The following is a 26,097-nucleotide window of genomic DNA, read 5'->3' as shown; positions in this document are numbered from 1 at the left end:
CAAACTTTGGGTTTCCAAGGGGGCGAGTCCGGGAGGATTTGCCCCTTTTTGCTGCGCAGCATCCATTCTTGGGGATGGCGGTTGTCGGCACATTGCGGAGCTTGGCTTGGGTGACGATCGGGACGACCGGGCGCTCTGCTCCGTTCATGTCCCCCGTCGCCCGACTGCGTCGGGCGCCTCCTCCTTTACTTCACTTCGCAGAGCCCCCGGCCGTCCCGATCCCGCGCCTCCCTGCCCCCTCGAAGAAAACACCAATGGTGGATCTGCCAAGGGGTGTCGGGTGAGTGTTGAAGCGAAGTAAAGGAGGAGGTCCGCGCGAAGCGCGGGCCGGGGGACATGAGCGGAAGCACTTGCCCGACACCCCTTGGCACCAGCCCAACCTTCAACGGCAGCTCTGTGCCGCAAGCCGCCCCGCCATGCGGCGATCTTTACACCTTCTTGATGCCCATCCCCCCAGCTTCTACACGGGCCTGATGCGTCTGTTTTTAAGCTGACTTCATCGCAACAAGGTCCGTCAAACGACCGTGAGGATGAAGAAGATGATGCTGATGGATGGGATCTTTCTGGTCCTGAGCCTGGCCTTGTTTGGCCTGGCTGTGGGCCTGGCCCTGGCCAGCCACAAGCTGGCTGCGGCAGGGGGCAAGCCATGAGTGCCTTGTACTGGGTCAGCGGCCTGGTGGCCGCGGGCTTGTTTGCCTATTTGCTGTACGCCCTGCTGCGTGCCGAGGAGTTCTGAGATGGACGCCTGGGCATGGATGAATTTGGCCCTGTTCATGGGCCTGCTCTTGCTGGCCGCCTGGCCGCTGTCGCGTGGCTTGAGCGCGGTGGCGGCCGGTGACCTGCCGCGCTGGATGCGCCGGGTCGAGGCGCCGATCTACCGCCTCGCCGGAGTCAATGCCGACGAAGGCATGCACTGGAAGCAGTATGCGCTGGGGCTGCTGCTGTTCAGCTTCTTCGGCGTGCTGGCCGTTTACGGCCTGCAGCGCTGGCAAGACCTGCTGCCGCTGAATCCGCAGGGCATGGCGGCGATTGCGCCGGACTCGGCCTTCAACACCGCCATCAGCTTTGTCACCAACACCAACTGGCAGGGCTATGGCGGTGAGAGCAGCATGAGCTATCTGACCCAGATGCTGGCGCTGACGGTGCTGAACTTTGTGTCGGCCGCCTCCGGCATCGCCGTGGTGTTTGCGCTGATCCGGGGTTTCTCCAGCAAGGCCGCGGGCGCGCTGGCCGGCACGGTGGGCAACTTCTGGGCCGACCTGACCCGCATCACGCTTTGGGTGCTGCTGCCGCTGTCCCTGCTGCTGGCTGTGGCCATGGTGGGGCAGGGCGTGATCCAGAACTTTGACGCCTACAAGGAGGTCAAGACCCTGGCGGTGCAGAGTTATGCCGTGCCGAATTTGGGTGCCGACGGTCAACCCCAGCTGGATGCCGAGGGCAAGCCGCTGAGCCAGACCGTCAGCAGCCAGAGCCAGACTCTGGCCATGGGCCCGGTGGCCTCGCAGCTGGCCATCAAGATGCTGGGCACCAATGGTGGCGGTTTCTTCAATGCCAACTCGGCCCATCCCTTCGAGAACCCGACGCCACTGTCGAATCTGCTGCAGATGCTGGCCATCTTTCTGATCCCGGCGGCGCTGTGCTTCTGCTTCGGCCGCATGGTCGGTGATTCACGTCAGGGTGTGGCGATCCTGGCGGCGATGAGTGCGCTCTTCATCGCCGGCGTGCTCGCCGCCACCAGCGCCGAGCAGGCCGGCAATCCGGCCCTGAGCCCCCTGGGTGTGGACCAGGCCGCCAGCGCCGTGCAGGCCGGCGGCAATATGGAGGGCAAGGAGACCCGCTTCGGCATCAACGCCAGCAGCTTGTTTGCGGTGGTGACCACGGCCGCCTCCTGCGGCGCCGTCAACAGCATGCACGACTCGATGACGCCGATCGGCGGCCTCGTGCCCCTGGTGATGATGCAGCTCGGCGAGGTGGTGTTCGGCGGCGTGGGCACGGGCCTGTACGGCATGCTGGTGTTTGCCATCCTGGCCGTCTTCATCGCCGGCCTGATGATCGGCCGCACGCCCGAGTACCTGGGCAAGAAGATCGAGGCCTATGAGATGAAGATGGTGTCCATCGCCATCCTCGTCACACCGATGGTGGTGCTGATGGGCACAGCCCTGGCCGTGCTCAGCGAGGCTGGCCGGGCCGGCGTGGCCAATCCGGGCGCCCATGGCTTCAGCGAAATCCTCTACGCCCTGACCTCGGCCGGCAACAACAACGGCAGTGCCTTCGCCGGCCTGTCTGCCAACACGCCCTTCTACAACACCTTGCTCGGTGTCGTGATGTGGCTGGGCCGTTTCGGCGTCATCGTGCCCGTGCTGGCTCTGGCCGGCAGCCTGGCTGCGAAGAAGCGCATCCCGGTCAGCAGCGGCACCTTGCTCACCCATGGCCCGCTGTTCGTCGGCCTGCTGATCGGCACCGTGCTGCTGGTGGGCTTGCTCAACTACGTTCCGTCCCTGGCCCTCGGCCCCATCGTCGAGCACCTGCTGCTCTGGAAGCTGTGAGGGTATTGCCATGACAACTCAACAAAGCCAAACACAAGTCAGCACCTTCTCGCTGCTCGACCCCTCGCTGGTCAAGCCAGCGTTGCTGCAATCCTTCGCCAAGCTGGACCCGCGGGTGCAGTGGCGCAACCCGGTGATGTTCGTGGTCTTCGCCGGCAGCCTGCTGACCAGCCTGCTGTGGCTGCTCAGCTGGCGCCTTCCTGAGCTGGTTGGCAGCGAGGGCCGCGGCTTCATGCTGGCCATCTCGCTGTGGCTCTGGTTCACCGTGCTGTTCGCCAACTTCGCCGAGGCCATGGCCGAGGGTCGCTCCAAGGCGCAAGCGGCCTCGCTGCGCGGCTTGAAGAGCAAGACCTGGGCGAAGAAACTTGCTCAGCCTGTTCACGGCTCCAGCTGGCATCCGGTGCAATCGGATGAACTGCGCAAGGACCATGTGGTGCTGGTCGAAGCCGGCGACTTGATCCCGCTGGACGGCGATGTGATCGAAGGCGTGGCCTCGGTGGACGAGAGCGCCATCACGGGCGAGTCGGCACCAGTGATCCGTGAGTCGGGCGGCGACTTCTCCTCCGTCACCGGCGGCACTCGCGTGCTGTCCGACTGGCTGGTGGTGCGCATCTCGGTCAACCCGGGTGAGTCCTTCCTGGACCGCATGATCTCCATGGTCGAAGGCGCGCGCCGCCAGAAGACGCCCAATGAGATCGCGCTGACGATTCTGCTGGTGGCCCTGACCCTGGTCTTTCTGGTGGTGACCGTGACCCTGCTGCCCTTCTCGATCTTCAGCGTCTCTGCGGCAGGCGCGGGCACGGTGGTATCCATCACCGCCCTGGTGGCCTTGCTGATCTGCCTGATCCCCACCACCATCGGCGGCCTGCTCTCCGCCATCGGCGTGGCCGGCATGAGCCGCATGATGCAGGCCAATGTGATCGCCACCTCGGGCCGCGCGGTTGAGGCGGCCGGTGATGTGGACGTGCTGATGCTGGACAAGACCGGCACCATCACCCTCGGCAACCGCCAGGCCAGCGCCTTTGTGCCGGCGCCCGGTGTCAGCGAGCAGCAGCTGGCCGACGCCGCCCAGCTGTCCTCGCTGGCCGATGAAACGCCGGAAGGCCGCAGCATCGTCGTGCTGGCCAAGACCCGCTTCAATCTGCGTGAGCGCGAGATGGGCACGCTGGACGCCCAGTTCGTGCCCTTCACGGCCCAGACCCGCATGAGCGGTGTCGACCTGGCCGGCGGCCGGCAGATCCGCAAGGGCGCGGGCGATGCGATTCGCCGTTATGTCGAGAGCCTGGGTGGCAGCTTCCCCAAGGAGCTGAGCGCGGCCATCGATGACATCGCCCGCCGCGGCAGCACGCCTCTCGTCGTGGCGGAAGGTTCGCGCGCCCTGGGCGCTGTCGAGCTCAAGGACATCGTCAAGGGTGGCATCAAGGAGCGCTTCGCCGAGCTGCGCCGCATGGGCATCAAGACGGTGATGATCACCGGCGACAACAAGCTGACAGCGGCTGCCATCGCGGCCGAGGCCGGTGTCGATGACTTCCTGGCCGAAGCCACGCCCGAAGCGAAACTGCAGCTGATCCGCGATTACCAGGGCGAGGGCCGCCTGGTGGCCATGACCGGCGACGGCACCAACGATGCGCCAGCCCTGGCCCAGGCCGATGTGGCCGTGGCCATGAACACCGGCACGCAGGCGGCCAAAGAGGCCGGCAATATGGTGGACCTGGATTCCAACCCCACCAAGCTGCTGGAGATCGTCGAGACCGGCAAGCAGCTCCTGATGACGCGTGGCTCGCTGACGACCTTCTCCATCGCCAACGATGTGGCCAAGTACTTCGCCATCATCCCGGCCATGTTTGTGGGCGTCTACCCGCAGCTGAGCGCGCTCAATGTGATGGGCTTGCACAGCCCGAGCTCGGCCATCTTGTCGGCGGTGATCTTCAACGCGCTGATCATCATCGCGCTGATCCCCCTGGCCCTGCGCGGCGTGCCCTACCGCGCCATCGGTGCAGCCGCGCTGCTGCGCCGCAATCTCGCGATCTACGGCCTGGGCGGCCTGATCGTGCCCTTCATCGGCATCAAGATCATCGACCTGATCCTGGTCGGCCTGCGTCTGGTTTGAGGAGCTCCCCATCATGACGAATCTGTTCAAGCAAGTCCGTCCCGCCCTGGCCAGCCTGCTGTTGCTCAGCGCGGTCACCGGCCTGGTCTACCCGCTGGTGGTCACGACCCTGGGCAAGACCCTGTTCCCGGCCGAGGTGGCCGGTTCCCTGATCCGCAACAAGGCGGGCGAGGCCATCGGCTCCGAGCTGATCGGCCAGAGCTTCAGCGAGCCACGTTACTTCTGGGGCCGGCCCTCGGCCACTGCACCCATGGCCAACAATGCCAGCGGCTCCTCGGGTTCCAACCAGGGGCCCTTGAACCCGGCGCTGAGCGAGGCCGTGGCCGCCCGCGTGGCGGCACTGCGCGCCGCTGACCCGGGCAACACGCAGCCGGTGCCGGCCGATCTGGTCACCGCCTCGGCCAGCGGCCTGGACCCCCACATCAGCATGGCCGCCGCCCGCTACCAAGCCCCTCGCGTGGCGCGTGAGCGCCAGCTGCCGATGAAAGAGGTGCTGCGCCTGATCGAGGCCCACACCGCGGCGCGCGATCTGCAGGTGCTGGGGGAGCCGCGTGTTCATGTGCTCAAGCTCAACCTGGCGCTCGATGCGCTGAGCGGCACGCCGCGCTGAGCTGCCAACTTTTCCGGACCCCGTGGTCCCGATGAAGCCCCAGGCGAAAGCCAACACAGTGTTTGAACGGGGGAGGGGCTTCATCACCCTTTGTCGCCTTTTGATTTCTTGAATGTTCTGAACTTCTGATGAAAACAAGCATTTCTTTTCTGACCCTGACCCTGGCCCTGACTGGTCTGTCCTTCAACTGCCTGGCCCAGGCCACCGCGCCGTCGCCTGCCGCCACACCCGAGCACAGCCTCACGGGCAATCTGAGCCTCAACAGCGACTACCGCTTCCGCGGCATCAGCCAGAGCTGGAAGTTGCCCGCCTTTCAAGGCGGCTTGGACTACGCCCACCGCAGCGGCTTTTACGCCGGCACCTGGGCCTCCAATGTCTCGGGCAACAGCTACAACAACGGCGCCGGCCTGGAGCTGGATCTCTACGCCGGCTTCAAGTTCCCGCTCGCGCAAGACCTGACCCTGGACCTGGGTGCGCTCGCCTACCTCTACCCCGGCGCCAAGCTGAACAGCGCGCCTGGCGTGGCTACGGACAAGACCTACAACAATGTGGACCTGTACGCGGGCCTGACGGCCGGCGCCTTCAGCGCCAAGCTGTCGATTGCCGCCACCGATTACTTCGGCCTCAACAGCGACACCGCTGGCTACGCCTACTTCAGCAGCCTGCCGGCCGCCGGTGGCAGCAAGGGCAGCGCGTATCTGGACCTGAACTACAACCTCGATCTCGGCTCCGGCCTGAGCCTGGGCACCCATCTGGGGCATGTGCATGTACGGCACTACGCTGATCTGTCTTACAGCGACTTCAAGCTCTCGCTGAGCAAGGAGATCGCCGGCCTGAACTGGACCGGCGCCCTGGTCGGCACCAATGCCAAACGCGACTTCTACCAAGCCGGCAACGCCGCCGGCCAGAATGCCAAGCGCCTGGGCAACACCGGTCTGGTGCTCAGCGTCGCCAAGACCTTTTAAGACTGCAGCGCGGGAGAGAATGCCGGCATGCTGATCAATTGCGCGGTCTACCAAGACGGAACCAAGCTGGCTGACCTCTCGCCCGACCGGCCCGAGGAATTGCAGGGCTATCTGCAGCAGCCCAACACCTTCGTCTGGGTGGCGCTGCGCGATGCCGATGCCGCCGAGCTGGAGCCCTACCGGCGACTCTTCCACTTGCATGAGCTGGCGGTCGAGGATGCCAGCCGCGGCCAACAGCGGCCCAAGGTCGAGGAGTACGGCAGCGATCTGTTTGCCTCCATGCACCTGGTCGACTGGGTGGGTGGCGACCTGAGCCTGGGTGAGGTGGCGGTGTTTGTCGGCGCCAACTATGTGCTCTCGGTGCGGCGCGGCAGCAAGCTGCATTTCCTCGGCGTGCGTGAGCGCTGCGAGCGCGAGCCCGAGCTGCTGGTTCACGGCCCCAGCTTCGTGCTCTATGCCTTGATGGACGCGGTGGTGGACCGTTACTTCCCCATCGTCGACCGCCTGGAGCTGGAGCTGGACGAGATCGAGCAAAGCATCTTTGTGCGCGGCGCCCAGCTCGACAACATCAAGCGCCTCTACGAACTCAAGCGCCGCCTGATGCTGTTGCACCGCGCGGTGGCACCCATGTTGGAGATGCTGTCCAAGCTTCACGGCGGCCGCATCCCGCCCATCTGCGCCCGCACCGGCGACTATTTCCGCGATGTGGCCGACCATCTGGCCCGCATCGAGGGCGCCATCGATTCCCTGCGCGACACCTTGGGCACGGCCATCCAGGCCAATCTGTCCATGGTGGCCATCGAGGACAGCAATGTCACCAAGCGCCTGGCGGCCTGGGCTGGCATCTTTGCTGCGGCCACCGCTTTTGCCGGCATCTGGGGCATGAACTTCGAGCACATGCCTGAGCTCAAGCTGAGCTGGGCTTACCCGGCTGCGCTCGGTTTGATCGTCAGTGTCTGTGGATTTTTGTGGTGGCGTTTCCGTCGCGCCGGCTGGCTCTGAACGGGCCTGGATTTGAATTTCAATGGACAAGGCATGAGCGACGAACGCCCCAACCCCGACGCCCTGCTGGCCCAGATCCGCGAGCAGGAGAGCGCGGAGCAGCGGGGTCGGCTGCGCATTTACTTCGGCTCATCGGCCGGTGTGGGCAAGACCTTTGCCATGCTGCAGGTGGCTCGCAAGCTGATGGCCGAGGGGCGCGATGTGCTGGCCGGCGTGGTGGTCACCCACGGCCGCAGCGAGACCCAGGCCTTGCTCGACGGCCTGCCTCAGCTGCCCCTGCGCGAGCTGGAGTACCGCGGCAAGAAGCTGCCCGAGTTCGATCTGGACGGCGTGCTGGCGCGCCGGCCGTCCCTGGTGCTGGTGGACGAGCTGGCGCACAGCAATGCGCCCGGTTCCCGCCACCCCAAGCGCTGGCAGGATGTGGAGGAGCTGCTGGCGCGCGGTATTGATGTCTACTCCACGCTCAATGTCCAGCACCTGGAGAGCCTCAACGATGTGGTGGGCGGCATCACCGGGGTGCGCGTTCAGGAGACCCTGCCCGACACCTTCTTCGATCGCGCCGACGAAGTGGTGATGGTGGACACCCCGGCCGACGAACTGCTCGCGCGGCTGGCGGCAGGAAAAGTCTATATGGGCCCGCAGGCCCAGCGGGCCGCCCAGAACTTCTTCCGCAAGGGCAATCTGATGGCCTTGCGCGAGCTGGCCCTGCGCCGCACCGCCGACCGGGTGGAAGACGATGTGCAGGCCTGGCGCAGCAACGAGCGTGTTGCCCAGGTCTGGAAAACCGAGGCCGCCATCCTCTGCGCCATCGGCCCCAGTCCTGCGGCCGAGAGCGTCTTGCGCAGCGCTGCGCAGCTGGCCCAGCAGCTCAATGTGTCCTGGCATGCGGTCTATGTGGAGACCCCGGCCTTGCAGCGCCTGCCCGATGCGCAGCGCGACCGCATCCTGCGCACCGTGCGCCTGGCCCATGAACTGGGCGCGCAAACCGCTGTGCTGCCGGCGCAAGACCTGGCCCCAGCCCTGCTGGCCTATGCCCGCGAGCACAACCTGTCCAAGTTGGTGTTGGGACGGAGTGAGTCGCGATCGGCCTGGCGGCGCTGGCTGGGTGCTGTGCCTTTGCAGCAGCAGTTGGCGGAAGGGGCGCCGGAGCTGGACCTGATCACCGTGGCCGCCGCGGCGCTGTCGCCGGCGCGTCGCGCGGCCGCGACCAGCCAGGAGGCCGAGGAGCGCGAGCTGCAGTGGCAGCAGCTGGCCGGCCGCTACGGCCTGGCGGCGCTGGCTTGCGCGGCCACGGCCCTGATCAGCTGGCCTTTGCAACTGGCTTTTGATCAATCCAATATCGTCATGCTGTTCTTGCTGACAGTGGCGGGTGTGGCCTTGCGCCTGGGCCGCGGGCCGGCGGTGCTGGCCAGTTTTCTGAGCGTGGGACTGTTCGATTTCTTCTTCGTGCAGCCCAAGCTGAGCTTCGCCGTTTCCGATGTCCAGTACCTGCTGACCTTCGCCGTCATGTTGGTGGTGGGCCTGGTGATCGGCCAGCTGACGGCCGGCCTGCGCTACCAGGCGCGGGTCTCGGCCGAGCGTGAGGCACGCTCGCGTGCGCTGTTCGAGCTGACCAGCGATCTGGCCGGCGCCTTGCAGACCGAGGCGGTGCTGCAGGTGGCCGAAGGCGCCTTGGCCGAAGAGGTGCACGGCGAGGCCTTGCTCTATGTGCTGGACCTCAACGACGACTTGCAGCCCTCGCCACGCCAGGCCAACCTGGCCCTGGCCGATCAACCCGACGCTGGCACGGCGCGCTGGGCGCTCGATCACGGCCAGGCCGCGGGCCTGTCCACCGACACCCTGGCCGGCAGCGCCTGGTTCTACCTGCCGCTGCAAGCGCCCATGCGCACCCGTGGCGTGCTGGCCCTCAAGCCCAAGAGCAGCCGCAGCCTGATGCTGCCCGAGCTGCGCGCCCAGCTGGAGACCTATGGCCGCATCATCGGCCAGGCGCTGGAGCGGGTGCATTACGTCGAAGTGGCGCAGCAGGCCTTGGTGCACATCGAGGGCGAGCGCCTGCGCAACTCTTTGCTCTCGGCCCTGTCCCATGATTTGCGCACGCCGCTGGCCGGGCTCTACGGCCTGGCCCAGACCCTGGACCGCACGCCCGCGCTGCCGCCCCAGGCGCGCGAGCTCAGCGCCGCCCTGCAGCAGCAGGCCCAGCGCATCAGCGCCATGGTCAACAACTTGCTCGACATGGCCCGGCTGCAAAGCGGGGCGGTGCGCCTGAATCCGCAGTGGCAGCCGGTGGAAGAGGCGGTGGGTACGGCCTTGCAGGCCTTGCAGCCCGCTCTGGCCGGCCATGCCTTGCAGCTGGACATTCCGGCGGGCCTGCCCTTGCTGAACCTGGACGCGGCGCTGATGGAGCGGGTGCTGTGCAATTTGATCGAGAACGCGCTCAAGTACACGCCACCCGACAGCCGCCTGCGCATCTCGGCCGAGCTGGCGCCGGCCTCGGAGCAGGCCCTGCTGCTGCGCGTGGCCGACAACGGCCCGGGCCTGCCGCCGGGGCGCGAGGAGCAGCTGTTTGCCAAGTTCAGTCGCGGCGAGCGCGAAAGCAGCACGCCGGGCGTGGGCCTGGGCCTGGCCATCTGCCGCGCCATCGTGCAAGCCCACGGCGGCCAGATCCACGGCGAAAATCTGCCCGGCGGCGGCGCCTGCTTCGTCATCCGCCTGCCGCTCGGTGAACCGCCGGCGCTGCCGGCGGGAGATGAGCCCGAACCCGGGGCCGACCCGGTCCTTTGAATGTAAGTGCCGCGCTGCCGCTGCTGCCACTGTTCTTGTTGTCACCGCTGCTCTCAGCGCCTGAATCCATGAGCGAACCGCATCCCATTGCCCTGATTGTTGAAGACGACGCGAGCATCCGCCGCTTCGTGCGCCTGGCCCTGGAGGCCGAGGGCTGGCAGGTGCACGAGGCCAGCACCGTGCGCCAGGGCCTGGTCGATGCCGGCACGCGCCGGCCCGAGCTGGTGATCCTGGACCTGGGCCTGCCCGATGACGATGGCCTCAACTACCTGCGCGATCTGCGTGCCTGGTCGGGCGTGCCGGTGATCGTGCTCTCGGCGCGCACGGCCGAGGCCGACAAGATCGCCGCCCTCGATGCCGGTGCGGACGATTACCTGAGCAAGCCCTTTGGCGTCGGCGAGCTGATGGCCCGCGTGCGCGTGGCCCAGCGGCGCAGCCAGGCGGCGGCGCGCAGCAGCATGGATGAGCCGGCGCAGACGGTCTTCCGTTTCGGCGAGGTGGAGGTCGATCTGGCCCAGCGCCGGGTGCTGCGCGCCGGCCAGCCGGTCCATCTGACGCCGCTGGAGTACCGCTTGCTGACGCATCTGATTGCGCACGCCGGCAAGGTGCTGACACACCGCCAGATGCTCAAGGCCGTCTGGGGCCCCAGCCATGTCGAGGACAACCACTATCTGCGCGTCTACATGGGCAATCTGCGCCAGAAGCTGGAGGCGGTGCCGGCGGCGCCGCAGTACCTGCTGACCGAGACGGCCGTGGGCTACCGCCTCGTGGCTTGAAGCTCGGCGGCAGCCGGGGCAGCTGGGGCGAGCGGGGCCATCCGGCCCTGGGGCTTCACCAGCCCCCGTGCAGATGGTTGGCCAGGGGCTGGCGCAGACCGCGCAGCCAGTGGCCGTAGACGCTGCGGGCCAGGCGGTGCAGCTCGGCGGTGCGGGCGGGCAGCTCGCGCAGCAGCTCCTCTTCGCTCTGCACCGTGCGGCCATGGCCTTGCGCCAGGGCCTGGCGGATCTCTTCGCGCGATTCGGCGCACCAGGCACGCACGCTGTCCTCGGTCACTTCCAGATGCGATTGCAGGCCCAGGTGTCGGCCATGGGCAAAGCCTTTGTTCAGGCAATGGCTGCCGAACAGGATGCGCTGGGCGCCGCTGGGGATCTCGAAGCTGTCGTGGTGCCAGTTGAACATGGTGACCTGGGCCTGGCCGCCCAGGCGCTCGCGCCCGGCCGGCGTGGCCCAGAGCCGGCTCCAGCCGATGTGGGGCCAGGCATGGCGGTGCACCCGCGCGCCCAGCGCCCGGGCCAGCAGCTGGGCGCCGAAGCAATGGCCGAGCACCGGCACGTCCAGGGCCACGGCCTGGCGCAGCAGGCCCAGCTCGGCCTCGATCCAGGGCAGGTCGTCGTTGACGCTGTGGTTGCTGCCCAGCACGACCAGGCCGCTGTAGTCGCTGATCCAGCGAGGCAAGGCCTGACCCCGCGGCGCGTGGAAGACTTCGCAGTCCAGGCCCTGGCTGCGCAGATGGCTCAGCAGGTAGCCGGGGCCTTGGTTGCACTCGTGCTGGAGGATGGCGATCGGGTTCATGAAGCGGGCCGGCATGGCGTCCGGCCACTCGTTGCGAGGGCTTCAATTTAGAAGGGCCGCCATCAAGATCCTGCTCAGTTGGTGGGTGGCGGTGTCAAGAAGCCGTCAAGCCCGCGCGCCAGGCCGCGCCCTACAATTCGCGCACCTTTCCCCCTCATTGCTTGTGCCCGCCATGCCCGTCAACCTCACCGCCCCCGATCCCGCCAGCCTGCACCCCGTTCCCGGCGTTCGCCTGGGCGTGACCATGGCGGGCATCCGCAAGGCCGACCGGCGCGACCTCAGCGTCATCGCCCTCGATGAGGGCGCCAGCGTGGCCGGCGTCTTCACCAAGAACCGCTTCTGCGCTGCGCCGGTGCAGGTCTGCCGCGAGCATCTGGCCGGTCAGACCGAGGGCGCCGGCATCCGAGCCATCCTCGTCAACACAGGCAATGCCAATGCCGGCACCGGCGAAGATGGCCTGGCCCGCGCGCGCCAGAGCTGCACGGCCCTGGCCGAGCTGATGGGTCTGCAGCCCAGCCAGATCCTGCCGTTTTCCACCGGCGTGATCATGGAAGTGCTGCCGGTGGACCGCATCATCGCCGGCCTGCCCAAGGCCATCGCCGCCCTGCGCGACGACGCCTGGGGCGAAGCGGCACTCGGCATCATGACCACCGACACCTTGCCCAAGGCCGCCTCGCGCCAGATCCAGATCCAGGGCCAGACCGTCACCATCACCGGCATCAGCAAGGGCGCAGGCATGATCCGCCCCAATATGGCCACCATGCTCGGCTATGTCGCCACCGACGCGCACATCAACCCGGGCCTGCTGCAGACCCTGGTGACCGAGGCGGCCGATGCCTCCTTCAACCGCATCACCATCGATGGCGACACCTCGACCAACGACTCCTTCGTGCTGATCGCCACCCACAAGGCCCAGCATGAGCGCATCGAATCGCTGCACAGCGCCGAGGGTCAGGCCTTGCGCGAGGCGGTGATCGCCGTGTCGCAGCAATTGGCCCAGGCCATCGTGCGCGACGGCGAGGGCGCCACCAAGTTCATCTCGGTGGTGGTCGAGGGCGGCCGCGACGAGGCCGAGTGCAAGCTGGCGGCCTATGCCATCGCCCACTCGCCCCTGGTCAAGACCGCCTTCTTCGCCAGCGACCCGAACCTGGGCCGCATCCTGGCGGCGGTCGGCTATGCCGGCATCGCCGACCTGGACCAGACCTTGATCGATCTGCATCTGGACGATGTCCATGTGGTGCGCGCCGGCGGCCGCCACCCCGATTACCGCGAGGAAGACGGCCAGCGTGTCATGAAGCAGAGCGAGATCACCGTGCGCGTCAGCCTGCACCGCGGCGCCGCCCACACCACGGTCTGGACCTGCGACCTCAGCCACGACTACGTGACCATCAACGCCGACTACCGCTCCTGAGCGAGCGCAGCGCGGCTCATGGCTCCGCGCAGCACCCAGCAAAAAGCCCGGCATGCCGGGCTTTTTCTTTGGCGCATGGCGTCCTGACGGCGCCCTCAGTGCTTGCAGCCCGGGCCATGGACATGAGGCACAGGCGCCGCCTGCACCGGGATGCCGACCGGCTTGCCCTTGGCATGCGAGGGGTGCGAGCAGCCGGCGTGGCTGTGGTCGTGGCTGTGGCCGTGATCGTGGTGGTCATGCGCATGCCCATGGTCGTGGCCGTGGTCATGAGAGCCGCAATCCGCATGGGCCGGCGCATCGACCACGCGCAGCGAGCCATCCTCGGCCACCAGCACATCACCGGCGTGCAAATGGGTGCCCTCCGGCAGCTGAATCTTCAGCGCCTGGCCCTGTTCGTCGGTGACCTCCAGCGCATGCTGGCGGCTCTGCGCTTCGTCCAACTTGACGACCGCTGCCCGCTTGAGCAGGGCCGGGGCCAGGCCCTGGCCGCCGGGGAGGCGTTTGGTGATGAGCAGGGCAGCGGAGGACGATTGGGTGTTCATGATGGGGCAGCAGAGGATGGAAATGAAAAAGCAGCAGGGTCGAAGCCGACAATGTAGCGAAGTCTGAATCGGTGTTTGAAAAGAGGGCGAAGGCGATGCAAGAAAACGGAGGAGCCCGTGGGCAAGAAACGGGGCAGGAGGGGCAGGAGGGGCGGAGGCCTGGATTCACCATTCGTTTGGCCGGCCCGGCCGATCACCCGGGTTTGGCGGCGCTGTACCGGCGCGCATCGCTGGCCAATGAGAGGGATCGTGAGTTCCTGCTGAGTGAGCCAGACTTGCTGCAGATGGACAGCCTTGCCATTGACTGCGCTTGCATGTGGCTGGCCGAGGCGGCCGAGACCGGCGGCCGCATTCTCGGCTTCGTCAGCCTGGAGCCCGGCCCGGTGGACACCCAAACGGTGATGCTCGACGGCTTGTTTGTCGAACCTGATCTGTGGCGCCATGGCCTGGGCCGTGCGCTTCTGGCCCATGCTTGCGAGCGAGCCCACGATTCGGGCGCGCTATCCATGGAAGTGCTGGCCAACACCCATGCCCTGGCCTTTTATCGGCGCGAAGGTTTCGAGTCGCTGGGCGAAGAGCCCCAGCGCTTCGGCGTCGCCCATCGGATGCGTCGGCAACTCGCCTGAGGCCCTGCGACCAGCGTTGCGGCCAAGGCCTCAGAAATCCACCGCCTTGGTCCGCAAGCCGCGGGCAATCAGGGTGGCGTTGATCAGCTGGGCTTGTTCGCGGCTGGCAAAGGGCCAGATGGCGGGGCGCCAGCCCTCGGGGGTCTGGAAGACTTGCGCCTGGCTTGCGCCGCCGCCCGGGTTGGCGGCCAGGGCCACCTTCATGCGTTCCAGCATGGCCTCGGCGTCGGCCTTGTTGGCGCTGACGGGGCCGACCAGGGCCACCACGGTCGCCTTGCCGGCTGTGGCCGCCGCGTTGCCGCTCGGCTTGCCGGCGCTCACGCCTCGCTCTTCCGACGGCTTGCCACGCGAATCCTTGGCCGTGGATTTGTCCGCCGCGTTGTCGACGGCGCTGTGCAGGCTGGGGCGCTCGCCGTCACGGCTGCTGATGCGGCCGGCGGTGATGGGCGAGGGCTTGGGGCCGTTCATCAAGTCGGCCACCGGGTCGGCGGGCTTGGCCGGGGCATTCTTGTCCTCGGCCTTGGCGGCCTCGCTGCTGGGGGCCGGGGCGTCGGCCAGCATGGGCCGGGCGTTCTTGCGCGGGATGGGCTTGACCAACTGCGGCCGGATGTCGGGTTGGGGCTCGCTGGCGGCCAGCTCGGGGCTGCTGTTGGCGCTGTCCTTGCCGGCGGCCTTGTCCAGGGCCGCTTGCTGGGCGGCAGCAATCGCGGCGGCCGTGGCTGCCGCGGCTTCACGCAGATCCAGCGGGGTGGGCAGGGCCGGCTTCAAAGGGGGGGCAGCGACTGCCGCGCTGGCAGCACTGCTGGTGCTCGACGGTGCCGTGTTCTCCGCGAACTCGGCCGCTGCCGACGCGGCGCTGGCTTCGGGGGCGGCCGGCCCGGCGGCTTCGCTGGCCTCAGGCTCGGCTGCTTGGGCCACCGCACTCGCGGGAGCAGAGGCTGCCACGGCGACGGCCGCGCTGGCGGCTGCAGCGGCCGCTTCCTCGGCCTCCTTGACGGCCTTGCGGCTGGGCAGGAGCAGCAGGGCGGCGCTCATCAGCAGCACGCCCAGGGGCAGCAGGGTCACGGCGCCCAGACGCCAGGGGCTCAGGCAGCGGCGGCCGATGATTTGCGGGCGCGGGTGGCCCTGGCCGACCAACACGCGGGTGCGCGAGCGGCCGGCGTCGATGGCCGCGGTGAACAGGTAGAGCTCGAACGGCCAGGCGCCGCCATTGCCTTGCGCGTCGCCACCGGCGCTGCCGCCGCCCATCATCAGCTCGTCGATGGGCACCACGCGCTGCGGCCAGCTGCCGTCGCCCGGCTGTTCCGAGTAGCCAAAGCGCTGGGCGAAGCTGGCGATGCGGGCCGGCGTCAGGCCGGCGATGAAACGTTCGCTGAAGGCCGGCCAGGTGTCCGAGCCGGCGGCGGGCCGCGGCTTGCCGGGCTTGGGGCTGCGGCTGCGCCAGTTGCGCAGGCCGCGCTTGAAGCGCTCGCCCCAGCTGCTGCGGTGCCAGAGTTCCTGGTCGGCCAGGGCGTCGAGTTCGGCGGCGTTGCTGTTGGCGGCGATGGTCGATTCCTCGCCCCAGGCCGCCAGGCTGTCGGGCGAGACCTCGTCGGTCAGCACCGGTTCGATCGGTTCCTGCGGGCGGCCGCTGCGGCTGCTTTTGCGAGCGGCAACGTCCGAGCTGGGCGCAGCTGCGCCGCCATTGCGCATGAAGGGCAGGGCCACGACGCCGATGGTGTGGACGTCGTAGATATTGATGCGTTTCGCGAGCGGGTGGCTGTTGTGCCAGGCCACCAGGTGCTCGACCAATCGATCCATGGCGTGTCGGTCGCCCTTGTGTCTTCGTTCTTGCGTTGGGCTCGACCTGGGTTTCAGGGCCCGGGCGAGCCTGTGGAGTGTGCCTTGCAACTGTGCCCCAGGCGCGCCGGGGTGTTGGTCTTTGAAAGCCGGGATTTCCAGTTCAAACCGGCGCCGGCCTCAGCCCAGGGTTTTCAGCAGCCAGGCTTGCAGATCGCGCAGCTCTTCGGGGCAGACCGAGTGTTCCATGCGGTAGTCATGCCATTCGACCGTGTGGCCCAGGGCTCGCAGCTGCTCGCGCGCCGCCTCGCCGCGGGCCGGCACCACCACCGGGTCCAGCCGGCCATGGGCCATGAAGATGGGTGTCAGTCGGTTGGCGTCGCTGCGCTCGGCCTCGAAGTGCTCGGCCAGCGGGTTGTAGCCCGAGAGCGCAACGATGCCGCCCAGGCGCTCGGGGTAGCGCAGGCCGGTGAACAAGCTCATGGCGCAGCCCTGCGAGAAGCCCATCAGCACGATGCGCTGAGCCGGCACGCCGCGGGCACGTTCGGCATCGATCAGGGCGGCGATGGCTGCGCCCGAGGCGCGCACGCCGTCGGCGTCTTCCTGGCGCTGCAGATCGACCTGGCGGATGTCGTACCAGGCGCGCATCACATAGCCACCGTTGATGGTGACGGCTTGTTCCGGCGCATGGGGAAAGATGAAGCGCACGGCGCCCAGGGCGCGCAGGTCCAGCTCTTCGCACAGGGGCACGAAGTCATGGCCGTCGGCACCCAGGCCGTGCAGCACGATCAAACTGGTGCGGGGATTGGGGCCGGTGTCGTGTTGCAGGGCGGGCAGGGTCATCATGGCGGTCGGTGGAGAGAAAAGGGGATGCAAGGCCGAGCTATGGGGTCGGGGCCCGAACGCCATTGTGGCCCGACCGGCTTCCAGGCTGGGTGACTGTGGCCACGGCCCGGCTGGGCCGGGCCGGGCCGGGCCTTTGGTTCAACGCTCGGCCTCGCGCATCAGGCGAAAGCCCAGCAGCACATAGCGGGTGTCAGGCCGGTTCCAGTTGCGAAAGCTGCTGCGTGTGTAGAACGGCCAGCTGTGCCAGCTGCCGCCGCGGCGCACCCGCACCTCGCCCTCGGGCGGGCCTTGCGGGTCGATGCGGGGCGAATGGGCGTAGTAGTCTTCGCCGTACCAGTCGGCCACCCATTCCCAGGCATTGCCATGCATATCGTGCAGGCCCCAGGCGTTGGGAGCGAATTGCCCCACGGGCGCGGTGAAGACATGGCCGTCACGGCCCGGCAAGGCCTGGTCCCGCCACTGCGGCCAGAGCGCGGCTGTGTCGGCATCGAAGACATTGGCCACCCGCAGCAGGCTGGCCGGCTTGTCGCCCGAGTGGTAGCGGCTGCGCGTGCCGGCGCGGGCGGCGTACTCCCACTCGGCCTCCGTGGGCAGGCGGTAGCGCCGCCCCTCGACCCGGCTGAGCCAGGCCGCCATGGCCTGGGCATCGGCCCAGCTGACATTGACGACCGGGTGATCGTCGCCCTGCGGGAAGCCGGGGTCGCGCCAGGAGTAGCGAGGCAGGCGGCCTACGAAGGCGTCATGGCGCGGGCTGGTGGCCGGGTCGTACTGGGCGTTGTAGCCGTAGGCGCCGGTGCCGTCGGCGATCGATTCCGGCACATGGCCGGAGGCTTCAACAAAGCGGCGGAACTGACCCACCGTCACCTCGTGCACACCCATCCAGAAGGGCTTGCTGATTTGCACCCGGTGCACCGGCCCTTCGTCCTGCAGCTTGCTGAAACGTTCGGGTTCGAGCGCCGGGAAGTCGCGCGCCAGACGGGCGGGCGATTCCCCGCTGCCCATCCGGAACTGGCCCGCGGGCAAAAGCCTGAACTGCATGCCCAAGCTGTTGCGATCAAGCGCGGGCTCGCCGGCGCTGCCGGGCCTGAGCCGCGGGCCGGCAGCCGCAGCGGCGCTGTGCAGCAATGAAAGTGCCAGCAGGCTGGCCCGCATGAACTTTTGAGCGCAGGATGTCATGGCTCGGATGGTAGGCGCACGCAATGACGGAAAATCGGCTTTTGCACGGACGCCGGCCATGTTTTCCCATCTGATCTCCGACCCCCAGGCGCCTGCCGCCCCCGCAGCCCAGGCCGACGCCCGCCAGCGCTTTCTCAAGCTGCTGCACACCGCCTTGCAGGACGGCAGCTTCGTCAAGCTGCTGCTGAGCAAGTACAGCGGCTCGCAGCCCCAGCTGGAGCGCCTGACCCTGCGCCCGGTGCAGCTGCGTGGCGAGGTGGCGCTGAGCCTGCTTTGGCGCTACCAGACCAAGGACATCACCAAGAACCTGGCCGTGCCGGAGGCCCTGGCCGAAGTGGACGCGCTGCTGGGGGCAGAGTTTCAGAACGCGCACCTGCAGACCCAGAGCCACGAGGTGCAGCTGGCCTTCAGCCGCAAGGGCCGCCCCAGCCTGCGCGTGGGCCGCAGCGCCGAGTCCGCCCCGCCTCAGGCCCAGGTGCAAACCCAGGGCCATGACAAGGAAAAACAACGTTATCTGGAACTGGATCGCCCCTTCTGGCGCGATCTGGGCGTGACCCATGCCGTGCGGCGCGGCGGCGAGGACGAGCTGCAGCTGGTGCCAGCCATGTCGCGCAAATGGAAGCAGATCAACAAGTTCATCGAGATTTTTGCCGCGGCGCTGAAGAACTCGGGCTTGGCCGAAAGCCCCGATGTGCATGTGGCCGATTTCGGCTCGGGCAAGGGCTATCTGACCTTTGCCATGCACGACTGGCTGCGCGCCCAGGGCAAGCAGGCCCAGGTGACCGGTGTGGAGCTGCGCGAGGACATGGTGCGCCTGTGCAATGAGGCAGCCCGCCGCCACGGCATGGAGGGCCTGCGCTTCGATCAGGGCGATGTGCGCAGCTACACCCCGCTGCGTCTGGACGTCATGATTGCCCTGCATGCCTGCGACATCGCCACCGATTACGCCATCCATTTCGGCCTGCGCACCGGCGCCCGCGTCATCATGTGCTCGCCCTGCTGCCACAAGCAGATTCGCCCGCAGATGCAGATGCCGGCCCAGCTGCGCCCGCTGCTGCAGCACGGCATCCATCTGGGCCAGGAGGCCGAGATGGTGACCGATTCCCTGCGCGCCCTGCTGCTGGAATCCCAGGGCTACGAAACCCAGGTCTTCGAGTTCGTCGCGCTGGAACACACCAGCAAGAACAAGATGATCCTGGCCGTCAAACGCCCCCAGCCCTTGAGCGCCGCCCGCCGCGCCGAGCTCTTGAGCCAGATCGCCGAGGTCAAGGCGTTCTACGGCCTGCGCGAGCAGTGCCTGGAGACTTTGCTGGCGGATTGAAGCCACCGCTGGTTTCGTCTCGCTTGATGGGGCGTTCTCGCCTCTGTGAGGCTGATGGGTTTTGCTCGTAAGGCCCTGCAGCCCGTGCCGCCACCGGGCTCATGGTTCCGGGGTCGATGTGCCCCCCGTCGGTGGAGAACGCCCACTTCGGAGGTGGCTCGGCCCGCCGACGGGCGATTTGTGCGCGGCCAAGGGCGCAGAGGAGCGGCTCAGGCGCGCGTACTCGCGCGCTTCAAGCGCTGACTCGGCGCCACTGTCTGACCGCAGTGAGCGCAGCGAACGGAGGGAGATTGGCGCCGCTGAGCCGCGGCGTGAGCACCGAGGGGAGTCGGCTCGCAGAGCCGACCCGCGAACCATGAGCCCGGCGGCGGGACGAGACACCGCAGCGTGAGCGATCGGCACAGTGGAGGACAGCCATGTGTCGGCTTGAGCCCTGGGCCGTTCAGCGCTTGTGTGCCTCAGAAGCAAAAAAAGCCCCGACCTTGCGGCCGGGGCTTGTGAAGAGCGCATGCCACCGCCCGGGACGCCGGCTTGGGAAGCAAGCGGGCGTGGGGCTGCGGTGACCGGGTGTTGCGCGTGCAGCGCAGGCTTGTGGCGAACGCGGGCGCTGGAGCGGGCTCCAGCGGGGCGCACGCGGCCTGCTCGCTGTGAAACGGAGAGCGTCGCCGGGGCGACGCCTGGCTTAGAAGGTGTCCCAGCCCCCGTCATCGGCCGGGGCTGGCGCTGGCGCGGGTGCCGGGGCGCGAGGGGCGGCTGCCGGGGCGGGCTTGCTGGTCTGAGTGCTTGCGGGCTTCTTGGCCGCAGCCGGCTTGGCCGCGTGCGAGGCCGCCTGGTGCGTGGACTTGATCGGTTTGCGGCTGGGCGCGAGCGCGGCTTTGTGCGCGCCCTGGGCTGAGAGCTTGAAGCTGGCCACAGCGTTCAGCAGACCCTGGGCCTGGTTGCGCAGGCTTTCGCTGGCCGCAGCGCTTTCCTCGACCAGAGCGGCGTTCTGCTGGGTGGCGCGGTCGAGCTGGGTCACGGCCTCGCCGACCTGGCTGATGCCCGAACTCTGCTCGCGGCTGGCGCTGCTGATCTCGCCGACGATGTCGGCCAGGCGCTGCACCGAACCGACGATGTCCTGGATGGTCTGGCCGGCGCGGTCCACCAGCTGGGTGCCGGTCTGCACGCGCTCGACCGAGTCATTGATCAGGCTCTTGATTTCCTTGGCAGCATCGGCGCTGCGCTGGGCCAAGTTGCGCACCTCGCTGGCGACGACCGCGAAACCACGGCCTTGTTCACCCGCACGGGCGGCTTCCACGGCAGCGTTCAGGGCCAGGATATTGGTCTGGAAAGCAATGCCGTCGATGACGCTGATGATGTCCGAGATGCGCTTGGAGCTGCCTTCAATGCCGCGCATGGTCTCCACCACCTCGCCCACCACCTGGCCGCCATCGCGGGCCACCTGGGCGGCGCTTTGCGCCAGCTGGTTGGCCTGGGCGGCGTTGTCGGCGTTCTGGCGAACGGTGGCGTTCAGCTCCTCCATGGTGGCCGAGGTTTCTTCCAGCGACGAAGCCTGTTCCTCGGTGCGCGAGGACAGATCGGCATTGCCTTGGGCGATCTGGGCGCTGGCGGTGGCCACCGATTCGGCGCCGTCGCGCACATCGCTGACGGTGCCCATCAGACTGGTTTGCATTCGGGACAGGGCGCTGAGCAACTGGCCGGTTTCGTCCTGCGAATCGCTGTGGATGGCCTGACTCAGGTCACCGCTGGCGACGCGGTCGGCGGCCTGCACGGCCAGGCTCAGCGGGGCGGTGATGCCACGGATCAGGGCCGTGGCCATCATGGCGGCCGCCACCAGGGCCAGCACCGAGACGATGGCCAAACCGGTCAACGCTGATTTGTAAACTTCGTCGGCGTCCAAAGCCGCATCGTCGGCGCCCTTGACATTGAGCGCCACGATTTTTTCAGCGCTGCTGCGGGCGCCCTCAAAGGCCTGGCGAGCACCGCCGCCCAGCTGCTTGCGCGCCTCATCGGCATTGCCGGCAGCGGCCGTGGCCAGCGCTTCTTTCGCCAGGGCTTGGTAGCTGTTCCATTGCGCCGTGAACTGCTCGTAGAGCTTGCGCTCTTCCGCACTGCTGATCAGCTTCTCGTACTGGGATGCGTCTTTCTTGAGCTCGTCCTGCGCATGGCTCATGGCACTCTCGGCGGCGCTGATCTGTTCCGGGGTGCTGGCGTTCACGCGCAGCAGCACGCCGATGCGGAACTCGCTCAAGTCCCCGTTCAAAGCCGAGGCATAGCGCACCGAGGGCAACCAGTTGTGGCTGATCTCGGAAGAGTCCATTTGCACCTGGTGCACTTGCCGGTAGCCGAACAAGGCCAGCAGGACAAGCAAGCCGGCCAGCAGGCCGAAGGCAGCGCGCAGCTTGCCGGCAATGGTCAGGTTCTTCAGAAGCTGCATGGAGACATCCCCCGGACGGCTCGAGGCCGCAGAGTTGCGATGAAGGTGCGAGCCTGTTCGGGCTCAGCACGCATCATCGGGGGAAGCGCCTTGCAGGAAAGGCGAATCAGACCGGGCGTAGGGCGCTTGTTCTCAGGACGTTCACTGGCCCGGCCTGGATCGGGCCCAGGCCGCCAGGTCCTCGGCCTGCGGTGGGCCCAGCACCCATTGCACCGGCCGCCCGGGGCGCAGCAGCGCGATATAGGGGGTGATGCCACGCCAGCCGGGGTCGACGCTGTAGCGCAGGGCGGCAGCCTGGCCCTGAAAGGCGAAGACCCGGTCGGCGCGCTTGTAATGCGGGTTGGCCAGCAGCCCGCTGTCATCCTCGCCTGGGGCCTGGTCCATGACGACGGCGATCAGCGGGGCGCGCTGGCGCTTGCGCTCTGGCGCGGCTGCCAGCTGGGCCAGCACGGCGGGGCAGTGGCCGCAGTCGGTGCTGGAGAAGACCACCAGGGCCGGTGTCTTCAGGCTCGCCTGCAGCTGCGCCCAGGCCTGGCTGTCGAAGGCTTCCACCTGACGCTTGGCTTGGGCCGGCGCCGCGGCCAGCAGCAGCCAGGCCGCCAGGCCGAGGGCCTGAGTCCGCCATCTCGTTTCAGGGCGAGTTCTTGAGGGCAATGACATGGATCTGCTCCTGGGTGCGCCAGAGCGCGTAGAGCCGCTGGCCGTGGCGCAGCAGGCGGGGGTGGTCGTTGTTCAGGCCGGTGGCGGCCAGTTCGCGCAGCTGGAAGCTGCTGCCGCCGTCGCTGGACAGCCAGGCGCGCAGGCGCTGGCTCTGCGTCGCGCCGTCGAAGCTGCGCCAGACGATGGCCAGCTCTGGGCCGGCCGCGATCACATCGGCGTGCTCGGCCCCGGCATCGGGCAAGGCCTGGACGGCGCCGACCGGGCGGCCCTGGGCGTCCAGCCGGCCATAGCGCACGGCCGCCTCGCCGCCGCGCAGGCCGAACCAGACGGCGTGGTAGCCACCGCCCTCGGCCGGCGTGAGGCCTGGGCCGTGGTGCGGGCAGGCATCCACGGCCCAGCGGTCCAGGCTGGCCCGCACCGGCGCGGCGGGCGGCTCCGAGGCCGCGCCCTGCAGCAGTGCAAAGCCATGGTCACGCTCATTCGGCTCGAAGACATGGCGCCAGAGCGCCGCCATGCCGCCCTCGGGCGTGGGGCTCAGGGCGATGCGGCAGCATTCGCAGCTGTGATCGGCCACTTTCAGATCAGGCCCGAAGCTCGCGCCGCCATCCGTCGATTCATTGCGGTAGATGGCGGCGCCGCGGTAGGGCTTGCCGGTCGGCTTGCCCTGGGCCGCGGCGGTCTTGCTCAGCTCCAAATCGCGCTTGTCGATCCAGACCGTGTGCAGCACGCCGCGCGCATCGAAGGCGATCGATTCGAAGCGGTGGGTGATGACTTGCCGGTCCGCGTGCACGGTGAAGGGCGGGCCGAAGCTGGCGCCGCCGTCTGTTGAGCGCAGCATGCGGATCTCGCCGGTGTAGGGCTTGGCCAGCGGCCGCGTGTAGCTGATCACCACGGTGGCTTGCGGGCCGAAGGCGATCTTGGGCCGGTTCTCGCCGTCGGCAACCGGCTTCTCGCCGGCGATGTCCAGCAGGCGCGGTGCTGTCCAGCTGCGCCCCTCATCGGCGCTGCGCTGCACAAACAGCCGGCCTTGCGCGTCCAGGCCGCTGAGCCAGAGTTCGCCCGCGGGCGAGAAGGCCGCGCCCACGGCCAAGGCGGGCTTGCCGGTCTTGGCCGGCCGGGCTGCCGCCGCGGCGTGGTCTCCGCCATGCTGCGCCCAGGCGGCCGGCAGCAGCGTGGCCGCCAGGCTGAAAGCGGCGCAGAGTCTGTGCAATCGTGTCGTCATGTGGATCCCTTCTTCACTCAGTAGCGGGCCCGGATTTCGGTGAACAGGGTGCGGCCGGGGTAGGGGTGGGCCTGGTAGCCACGGCGGTCCGTGGCATTGTCCAGACCCAGGGCCAGCTCGAACTTGGGGCTCAGCTGGACGCTGCAGCGCAGGTCCACAAAGGTGAAGGACGAGACGCCGCCGTAGACATTCGGATTGCTGTCGAGGTTGTAGCTGTCGTTGTAGGCGCGGCCCGAGTGGCGCAGGCCGAGGCTGGCCATCCAGCGGCTGTTCGGCCGGTAGGCAGCCAGCACATTGGCGCGGACCTTGGGCACACGCAGCCACCATTTGCCCACGCTTTGCGGGTCACGTGCATTGGCCAGCACTTTGGAATGGGCAAAGGCCGCGTTGACATCAAGGCTCAGGCCCTGGATGAACAGATCCTGGGTCTGCCAGACCAGCTCCAGGCCGTAGGTGCGCACCCGGTCCACATTGGAGACCCGGGTCACGCTGGGCAGCACGCTGGTGTCGCTCTGGCGCAGGATGGCGTCGCGCACATCGTCATGGAACAGCGAGACGCGCAGGCGCTGCAGCTCCCAGTCCTTTTCGGCGCTGAACTCCAGTGCGTTTGAGCGCTCGGCCTTCAGGTTCGGGTCGCTCTGGGTTTGCGAGGTGGCGGTGAAGGTGCCGTTGTACAGCTCTTCCACATTGGGGAAGCGCACGCCACGGCCGAAGCTGGCTTTCAGCGTCAGATCGGGCTGGGCCATCCAGGCGAGCGAAGCCTTGGGCGAGGCGCCGCTGAGCTTGCGCTCGGCATAGGGCAGGCTGCGCTGGAAGCTGCCGTCGCCCATGGCCTGGCATTGCGCACCGGCCTCCGCCTTGCAGCTAGCGACGCGCAGCAGCTGCAGGCCGTCCGTCGTGCGGAACTGCTCCTGGCGCAGACCCAGGGTCAGGGTCAGGTCTTGCTGCAGCTTCCATGCGTCCTGCGCGTAGGCGGCAATCACCTCGCTGCGGCCGCTGTAGCTTTGCGTCAGCACCGTCTCGCCGCTCAGCCAGTTCGGCGCCTTGCGGCTGGGGCTGTTGAGCAGGTAGGCATTGCGATGCAGACCCAGGGTCAGGGCATGGCGGCCATCACCCCAGTCGCCGGCCACCGGGCTGTAGGCGGCCTGCAGCTCCAGGGTGTTCCAGCCGGTGCCGTCGCGGCGCGTCCACAGGCCTTCGCCGCCGGCTTGGGCCTGCGGCTCGGGCAGGTTCGCCTGGGCCGCGATATCGCGCAGGATGCGGTAGTTGGAATAGACCAGGGAGGCATTCCAGCCGCTGGCGTAGCGGGTCTTCAGGGTCAGGCCGCCGTGGCGGTGCAGTTCGTCGCGGCTGGACGGCGCGAAGGCGCTGTCCGGGATGACGAAGCGATTCACGCCGTCGCTGACCGCGCCCGACCAGACGGTGTGGCCGGCCGCGTCGCGCAAGAACGGCCGGTTGCTGTTCTGCGTGTCATTGGTCCACAGGCCCAGCATGGCGCTGGCCATCAGCTCGGGTGTGAAGGCATAGCCCGCCTTCAGCTTGAGCATGTCCTGCACCGTGTGGTCGATGGCGCCACCGCTGGCGCCGAAGACGGCGCGTGCCGCGCCCTTGGGGTCGCGGTCGTAGACGATGCCGGTGACGATCTTGTCGCCCGGTTTGGCCGGGTCGAAGGCGCCGGTCTTGGCGTTCACGCCGGCGCTGTAGTAGTTCATCGGCTGCGAGGTCGAGTTCTGATGGTTCAAGCTGGCCGTGTACCAGAGGCCCGAATCCAGGCGGTTGCCGACATAGGCCGAGAGCTGGTGGCCGCCGTAGCTGTCGGCCTGGCCGTACTGCGAGAAGCGCTGGCTGTAGCCGGTCAGCCTTGCTGAGGCTTCCAAGCCGCGCGGCTCGCGCTCGGTCGTCACCACCGTGGTGCCGATCGAGTTGCCGGGGTAAATGGCCGAGAAGGGGCCATAGAGCATGTCGACGCGAGCGATCGCCTCGGGCGTGATCATGTTCCAGCGCGGGCCGTCAAAGCGACCGAGGAAGTTGCTGATCAGGTAGCCGTCCACATAGGCCAGGCCGCGGCCCGGTTGCAGGGTGCCGAAGCTGCGGCCGCCGATCATCGAGTTGCGGTCACCGATATAGCGCTTGCGGATGCTGGTGTTGGGCAGGTATTTCAGCGCGTCCTCAGGGTTGAAGAGGTTCTGATCGCGCAGGTCCTCGGCGGTCTTGCTGACGCTGTTGCTGGGCAGATGGGCGGCCAGGCCGGAGCGCAGCGAAGCGCCGGTGATCAGCACCGGGGCGAGCTGCTGGTCGGTGGCAACGCCTTGGGCCTGGGCGGCGCCAAGCGGGAAGAGGGCAGACAGTGCGAGTACGAGCGTGCGACGGTGGGGCAGGGCGGCACAGTGGCCGGCAAAAATAGGGGACGACATGGAGCGGAATCCGGGTGGCAGTGCGCACAGCGCGGCGGCTGTGGCAGATCAATCAATCAAGGGCTGGCGGGGCCGCT

Annotated in this window: 20 protein-coding genes; 11 read left to right on the top strand and 9 right to left on the bottom strand. The window is 67.9% G+C overall.

The annotated features are described in order from the left end of the window. Nucleotides 1–646: 646 nt before the first annotated feature. The 8 genes from kdpF to kdpE all read left to right on the top strand — a co-directional run bounded on the left by kdpF (nt 647) and on the right by kdpE (nt 10,790). Complete coding sequence (gene kdpF, locus C1O66_RS09520) at nt 647–736, top strand: K(+)-transporting ATPase subunit F (protein WP_102767659.1); 90 nt, start codon at nt 647–649, stop codon at nt 734–736. 1 nt (nt 737) lies between these two features. Further along, nucleotides 738–2,546 (top strand): potassium-transporting ATPase subunit KdpA, encoded by a 1,809-nt coding sequence (gene kdpA, locus C1O66_RS09515; protein WP_102767658.1) that lies wholly within the window; start codon nt 738–740, stop codon nt 2,544–2,546. 10 nt (nt 2,547–2,556) lie between these two features. After that, entirely contained in the window at nt 2,557–4,656 is a 2,100-nt protein-coding gene (kdpB, locus tag C1O66_RS09510; protein WP_102767657.1) for a potassium-transporting ATPase subunit KdpB, read from the top strand. 13 nt (nt 4,657–4,669) lie between these two features. Then, complete coding sequence (kdpC, locus tag C1O66_RS09505) at nt 4,670–5,266, top strand: potassium-transporting ATPase subunit KdpC (protein ID WP_102767656.1); 597 nt, start codon at nt 4,670–4,672, stop codon at nt 5,264–5,266. A 128-nt stretch (nt 5,267–5,394) separates the two neighbouring features. Continuing rightward, nucleotides 5,395–6,231 (top strand): TorF family putative porin, encoded by an 837-nt coding sequence (locus C1O66_RS09500; protein ID WP_102767655.1) that lies wholly within the window; start codon nt 5,395–5,397, stop codon nt 6,229–6,231. Between the two features lie 27 nt (nt 6,232–6,258). Then, entirely contained in the window at nt 6,259–7,233 is a 975-nt protein-coding gene (locus C1O66_RS09495; RefSeq protein WP_102767654.1) for a magnesium and cobalt transport protein CorA, read from the top strand. 33 nt (nt 7,234–7,266) lie between these two features. After that, nucleotides 7,267–10,014 carry a DUF4118 domain-containing protein gene (locus tag C1O66_RS09490; RefSeq protein WP_102767653.1) on the top strand — a complete coding sequence of 916 codons (2,748 nt, stop codon included), beginning with the start codon at nt 7,267–7,269 and terminating at the stop codon, nt 10,012–10,014. A 68-nt stretch (nt 10,015–10,082) separates the two neighbouring features. After that, on the top strand, nt 10,083–10,790 hold the full coding sequence (kdpE, locus tag C1O66_RS09485) for a two-component system response regulator KdpE (RefSeq protein WP_102767652.1): 708 nt from the start codon (nt 10,083–10,085) through the stop codon (nt 10,788–10,790). Nucleotides 10,791–10,845: 55 nt separating this feature from the next. Here kdpE and C1O66_RS09480 read toward each other — a convergent pair whose 3' ends face one another. Continuing rightward, nucleotides 10,846–11,586, bottom strand: coding sequence for a type 1 glutamine amidotransferase (locus C1O66_RS09480; protein WP_165794548.1), 741 nt, complete (start codon nt 11,584–11,586; stop codon nt 10,846–10,848). A 172-nt stretch (nt 11,587–11,758) separates the two neighbouring features. On the opposite strand from C1O66_RS09480, the gene argJ reads away from it, so the two are divergent. Next, nucleotides 11,759–12,997 (top strand): bifunctional glutamate N-acetyltransferase/amino-acid acetyltransferase ArgJ, encoded by a 1,239-nt coding sequence (gene argJ / locus C1O66_RS09475; RefSeq protein ID WP_102767650.1) that lies wholly within the window; start codon nt 11,759–11,761, stop codon nt 12,995–12,997. 95 nt (nt 12,998–13,092) lie between these two features. Here argJ and C1O66_RS09470 read toward each other — a convergent pair whose 3' ends face one another. Then, nucleotides 13,093–13,539, bottom strand: coding sequence for an urease accessory protein UreE (locus C1O66_RS09470; protein WP_102767649.1), 447 nt, complete (start codon nt 13,537–13,539; stop codon nt 13,093–13,095). A 176-nt stretch (nt 13,540–13,715) separates the two neighbouring features. Between C1O66_RS09470 and C1O66_RS09465 the strand changes: the two genes are divergently transcribed. Continuing rightward, nucleotides 13,716–14,165 (top strand): GNAT family N-acetyltransferase, encoded by a 450-nt coding sequence (locus C1O66_RS09465; RefSeq protein WP_165794547.1) that lies wholly within the window; start codon nt 13,716–13,718, stop codon nt 14,163–14,165. Between the two features lie 30 nt (nt 14,166–14,195). Here C1O66_RS09465 and C1O66_RS09460 read toward each other — a convergent pair whose 3' ends face one another. The 3 genes from C1O66_RS09460 to C1O66_RS09450 form a co-directional block, all read right to left on the bottom strand. Continuing rightward, a complete protein-coding gene (locus C1O66_RS09460; RefSeq protein WP_133155154.1) occupies nt 14,196–15,965 on the bottom strand; it encodes a hypothetical protein in 1,770 nt (589 codons plus the stop codon). Between the two features lie 159 nt (nt 15,966–16,124). Next, on the bottom strand, nt 16,125–16,790 hold the full coding sequence (locus C1O66_RS09455) for an alpha/beta hydrolase (RefSeq protein ID WP_394341024.1): 666 nt from the start codon (nt 16,788–16,790) through the stop codon (nt 16,125–16,127). 138 nt (nt 16,791–16,928) lie between these two features. After that, nucleotides 16,929–17,966, bottom strand: a complete 1,038-nt coding sequence (locus tag C1O66_RS09450; protein WP_394341023.1) for a formylglycine-generating enzyme family protein — start codon at nt 17,964–17,966, stop codon at nt 16,929–16,931. A 58-nt stretch (nt 17,967–18,024) separates the two neighbouring features. Here C1O66_RS09450 and C1O66_RS09445 point away from each other — a divergent pair, with 58 nt between their 5' ends. After that, nucleotides 18,025–19,287, top strand: a complete 1,263-nt coding sequence (locus tag C1O66_RS09445) for a class I SAM-dependent methyltransferase (RefSeq protein WP_102767646.1) — start codon at nt 18,025–18,027, stop codon at nt 19,285–19,287. A 682-nt stretch (nt 19,288–19,969) separates the two neighbouring features. Here C1O66_RS09445 and C1O66_RS24600 read toward each other — a convergent pair. The 4 genes from C1O66_RS24600 to C1O66_RS09425 form a co-directional block, all read right to left on the bottom strand. Then, nucleotides 19,970–21,724: a methyl-accepting chemotaxis protein gene (locus C1O66_RS24600; RefSeq protein ID WP_102767645.1), complete on the bottom strand. Its 1,755-nt coding sequence runs from the start codon at nt 21,722–21,724 to the stop codon at nt 19,970–19,972. Nucleotides 21,725–21,865: 141 nt separating this feature from the next. Further along, complete coding sequence (locus tag C1O66_RS09435; RefSeq protein ID WP_133155153.1) at nt 21,866–22,384, bottom strand: hypothetical protein; 519 nt, start codon at nt 22,382–22,384, stop codon at nt 21,866–21,868. Beyond that, entirely contained in the window at nt 22,356–23,606 is a 1,251-nt protein-coding gene (locus tag C1O66_RS09430; protein WP_102767643.1) for a sialidase family protein, read from the bottom strand. Before C1O66_RS09430 ends, C1O66_RS09435 begins: the two co-directional genes overlap by 29 nt. A 17-nt stretch (nt 23,607–23,623) precedes the next feature. Next, nucleotides 23,624–26,020: a TonB-dependent receptor gene (locus C1O66_RS09425; protein WP_102767642.1), complete on the bottom strand. Its 2,397-nt coding sequence runs from the start codon at nt 26,018–26,020 to the stop codon at nt 23,624–23,626. Between the last annotated feature and the right edge of the window lie 77 nt (nt 26,021–26,097).

Origin of the sequence: Paucibacter aquatile, from assembly GCF_002885975.1 — a bacterium.
Lineage (GTDB): Bacteria > Pseudomonadota > Gammaproteobacteria > Burkholderiales > Burkholderiaceae_C > Paucibacter_A > Paucibacter_A aquatilis.
This window is presented reverse-complemented; position numbering and strand designations above follow the sequence as displayed.

Coding starts and splice junctions, on each gene's coding strand:
- argJ (WP_102767650.1), top strand. CDS start 11,759: ATGCCCGTCAACCTCACCGCCCCCGATCCCGCCAGCCTGCACCCCGTT.
- C1O66_RS09425 (WP_102767642.1), bottom strand. CDS start 26,020: ATGTCGTCCCCTATTTTTGCCGGCCACTGTGCCGCCCTGCCCCACCGT.
- C1O66_RS09450 (WP_394341023.1), bottom strand. CDS start 17,966: ATGACATCCTGCGCTCAAAAGTTCATGCGGGCCAGCCTGCTGGCACTT.
- kdpE (WP_102767652.1), top strand. CDS start 10,083: ATGAGCGAACCGCATCCCATTGCCCTGATTGTTGAAGACGACGCGAGC.
- kdpC (WP_102767656.1), top strand. CDS start 4,670: ATGACGAATCTGTTCAAGCAAGTCCGTCCCGCCCTGGCCAGCCTGCTG.
- kdpF (WP_102767659.1), top strand. CDS start 647: ATGAGTGCCTTGTACTGGGTCAGCGGCCTGGTGGCCGCGGGCTTGTTT.
- C1O66_RS09495 (WP_102767654.1), top strand. CDS start 6,259: ATGCTGATCAATTGCGCGGTCTACCAAGACGGAACCAAGCTGGCTGAC.
- kdpA (WP_102767658.1), top strand. CDS start 738: ATGGACGCCTGGGCATGGATGAATTTGGCCCTGTTCATGGGCCTGCTC.
- C1O66_RS09435 (WP_133155153.1), bottom strand. CDS start 22,384: ATGTCATTGCCCTCAAGAACTCGCCCTGAAACGAGATGGCGGACTCAG.
- C1O66_RS09480 (WP_165794548.1), bottom strand. CDS start 11,586: ATGAACCCGATCGCCATCCTCCAGCACGAGTGCAACCAAGGCCCCGGC.
- C1O66_RS09445 (WP_102767646.1), top strand. CDS start 18,025: ATGTTTTCCCATCTGATCTCCGACCCCCAGGCGCCTGCCGCCCCCGCA.
- C1O66_RS09490 (WP_102767653.1), top strand. CDS start 7,267: ATGAGCGACGAACGCCCCAACCCCGACGCCCTGCTGGCCCAGATCCGC.
- C1O66_RS09430 (WP_102767643.1), bottom strand. CDS start 23,606: ATGACGACACGATTGCACAGACTCTGCGCCGCTTTCAGCCTGGCGGCC.
- kdpB (WP_102767657.1), top strand. CDS start 2,557: ATGACAACTCAACAAAGCCAAACACAAGTCAGCACCTTCTCGCTGCTC.
- C1O66_RS09455 (WP_394341024.1), bottom strand. CDS start 16,790: ATGATGACCCTGCCCGCCCTGCAACACGACACCGGCCCCAATCCCCGC.
- C1O66_RS09470 (WP_102767649.1), bottom strand. CDS start 13,539: ATGAACACCCAATCGTCCTCCGCTGCCCTGCTCATCACCAAACGCCTC.
- C1O66_RS09460 (WP_133155154.1), bottom strand. CDS start 15,965: ATGGATCGATTGGTCGAGCACCTGGTGGCCTGGCACAACAGCCACCCG.
- C1O66_RS09500 (WP_102767655.1), top strand. CDS start 5,395: ATGAAAACAAGCATTTCTTTTCTGACCCTGACCCTGGCCCTGACTGGT.
- C1O66_RS24600 (WP_102767645.1), bottom strand. CDS start 21,724: ATGCAGCTTCTGAAGAACCTGACCATTGCCGGCAAGCTGCGCGCTGCC.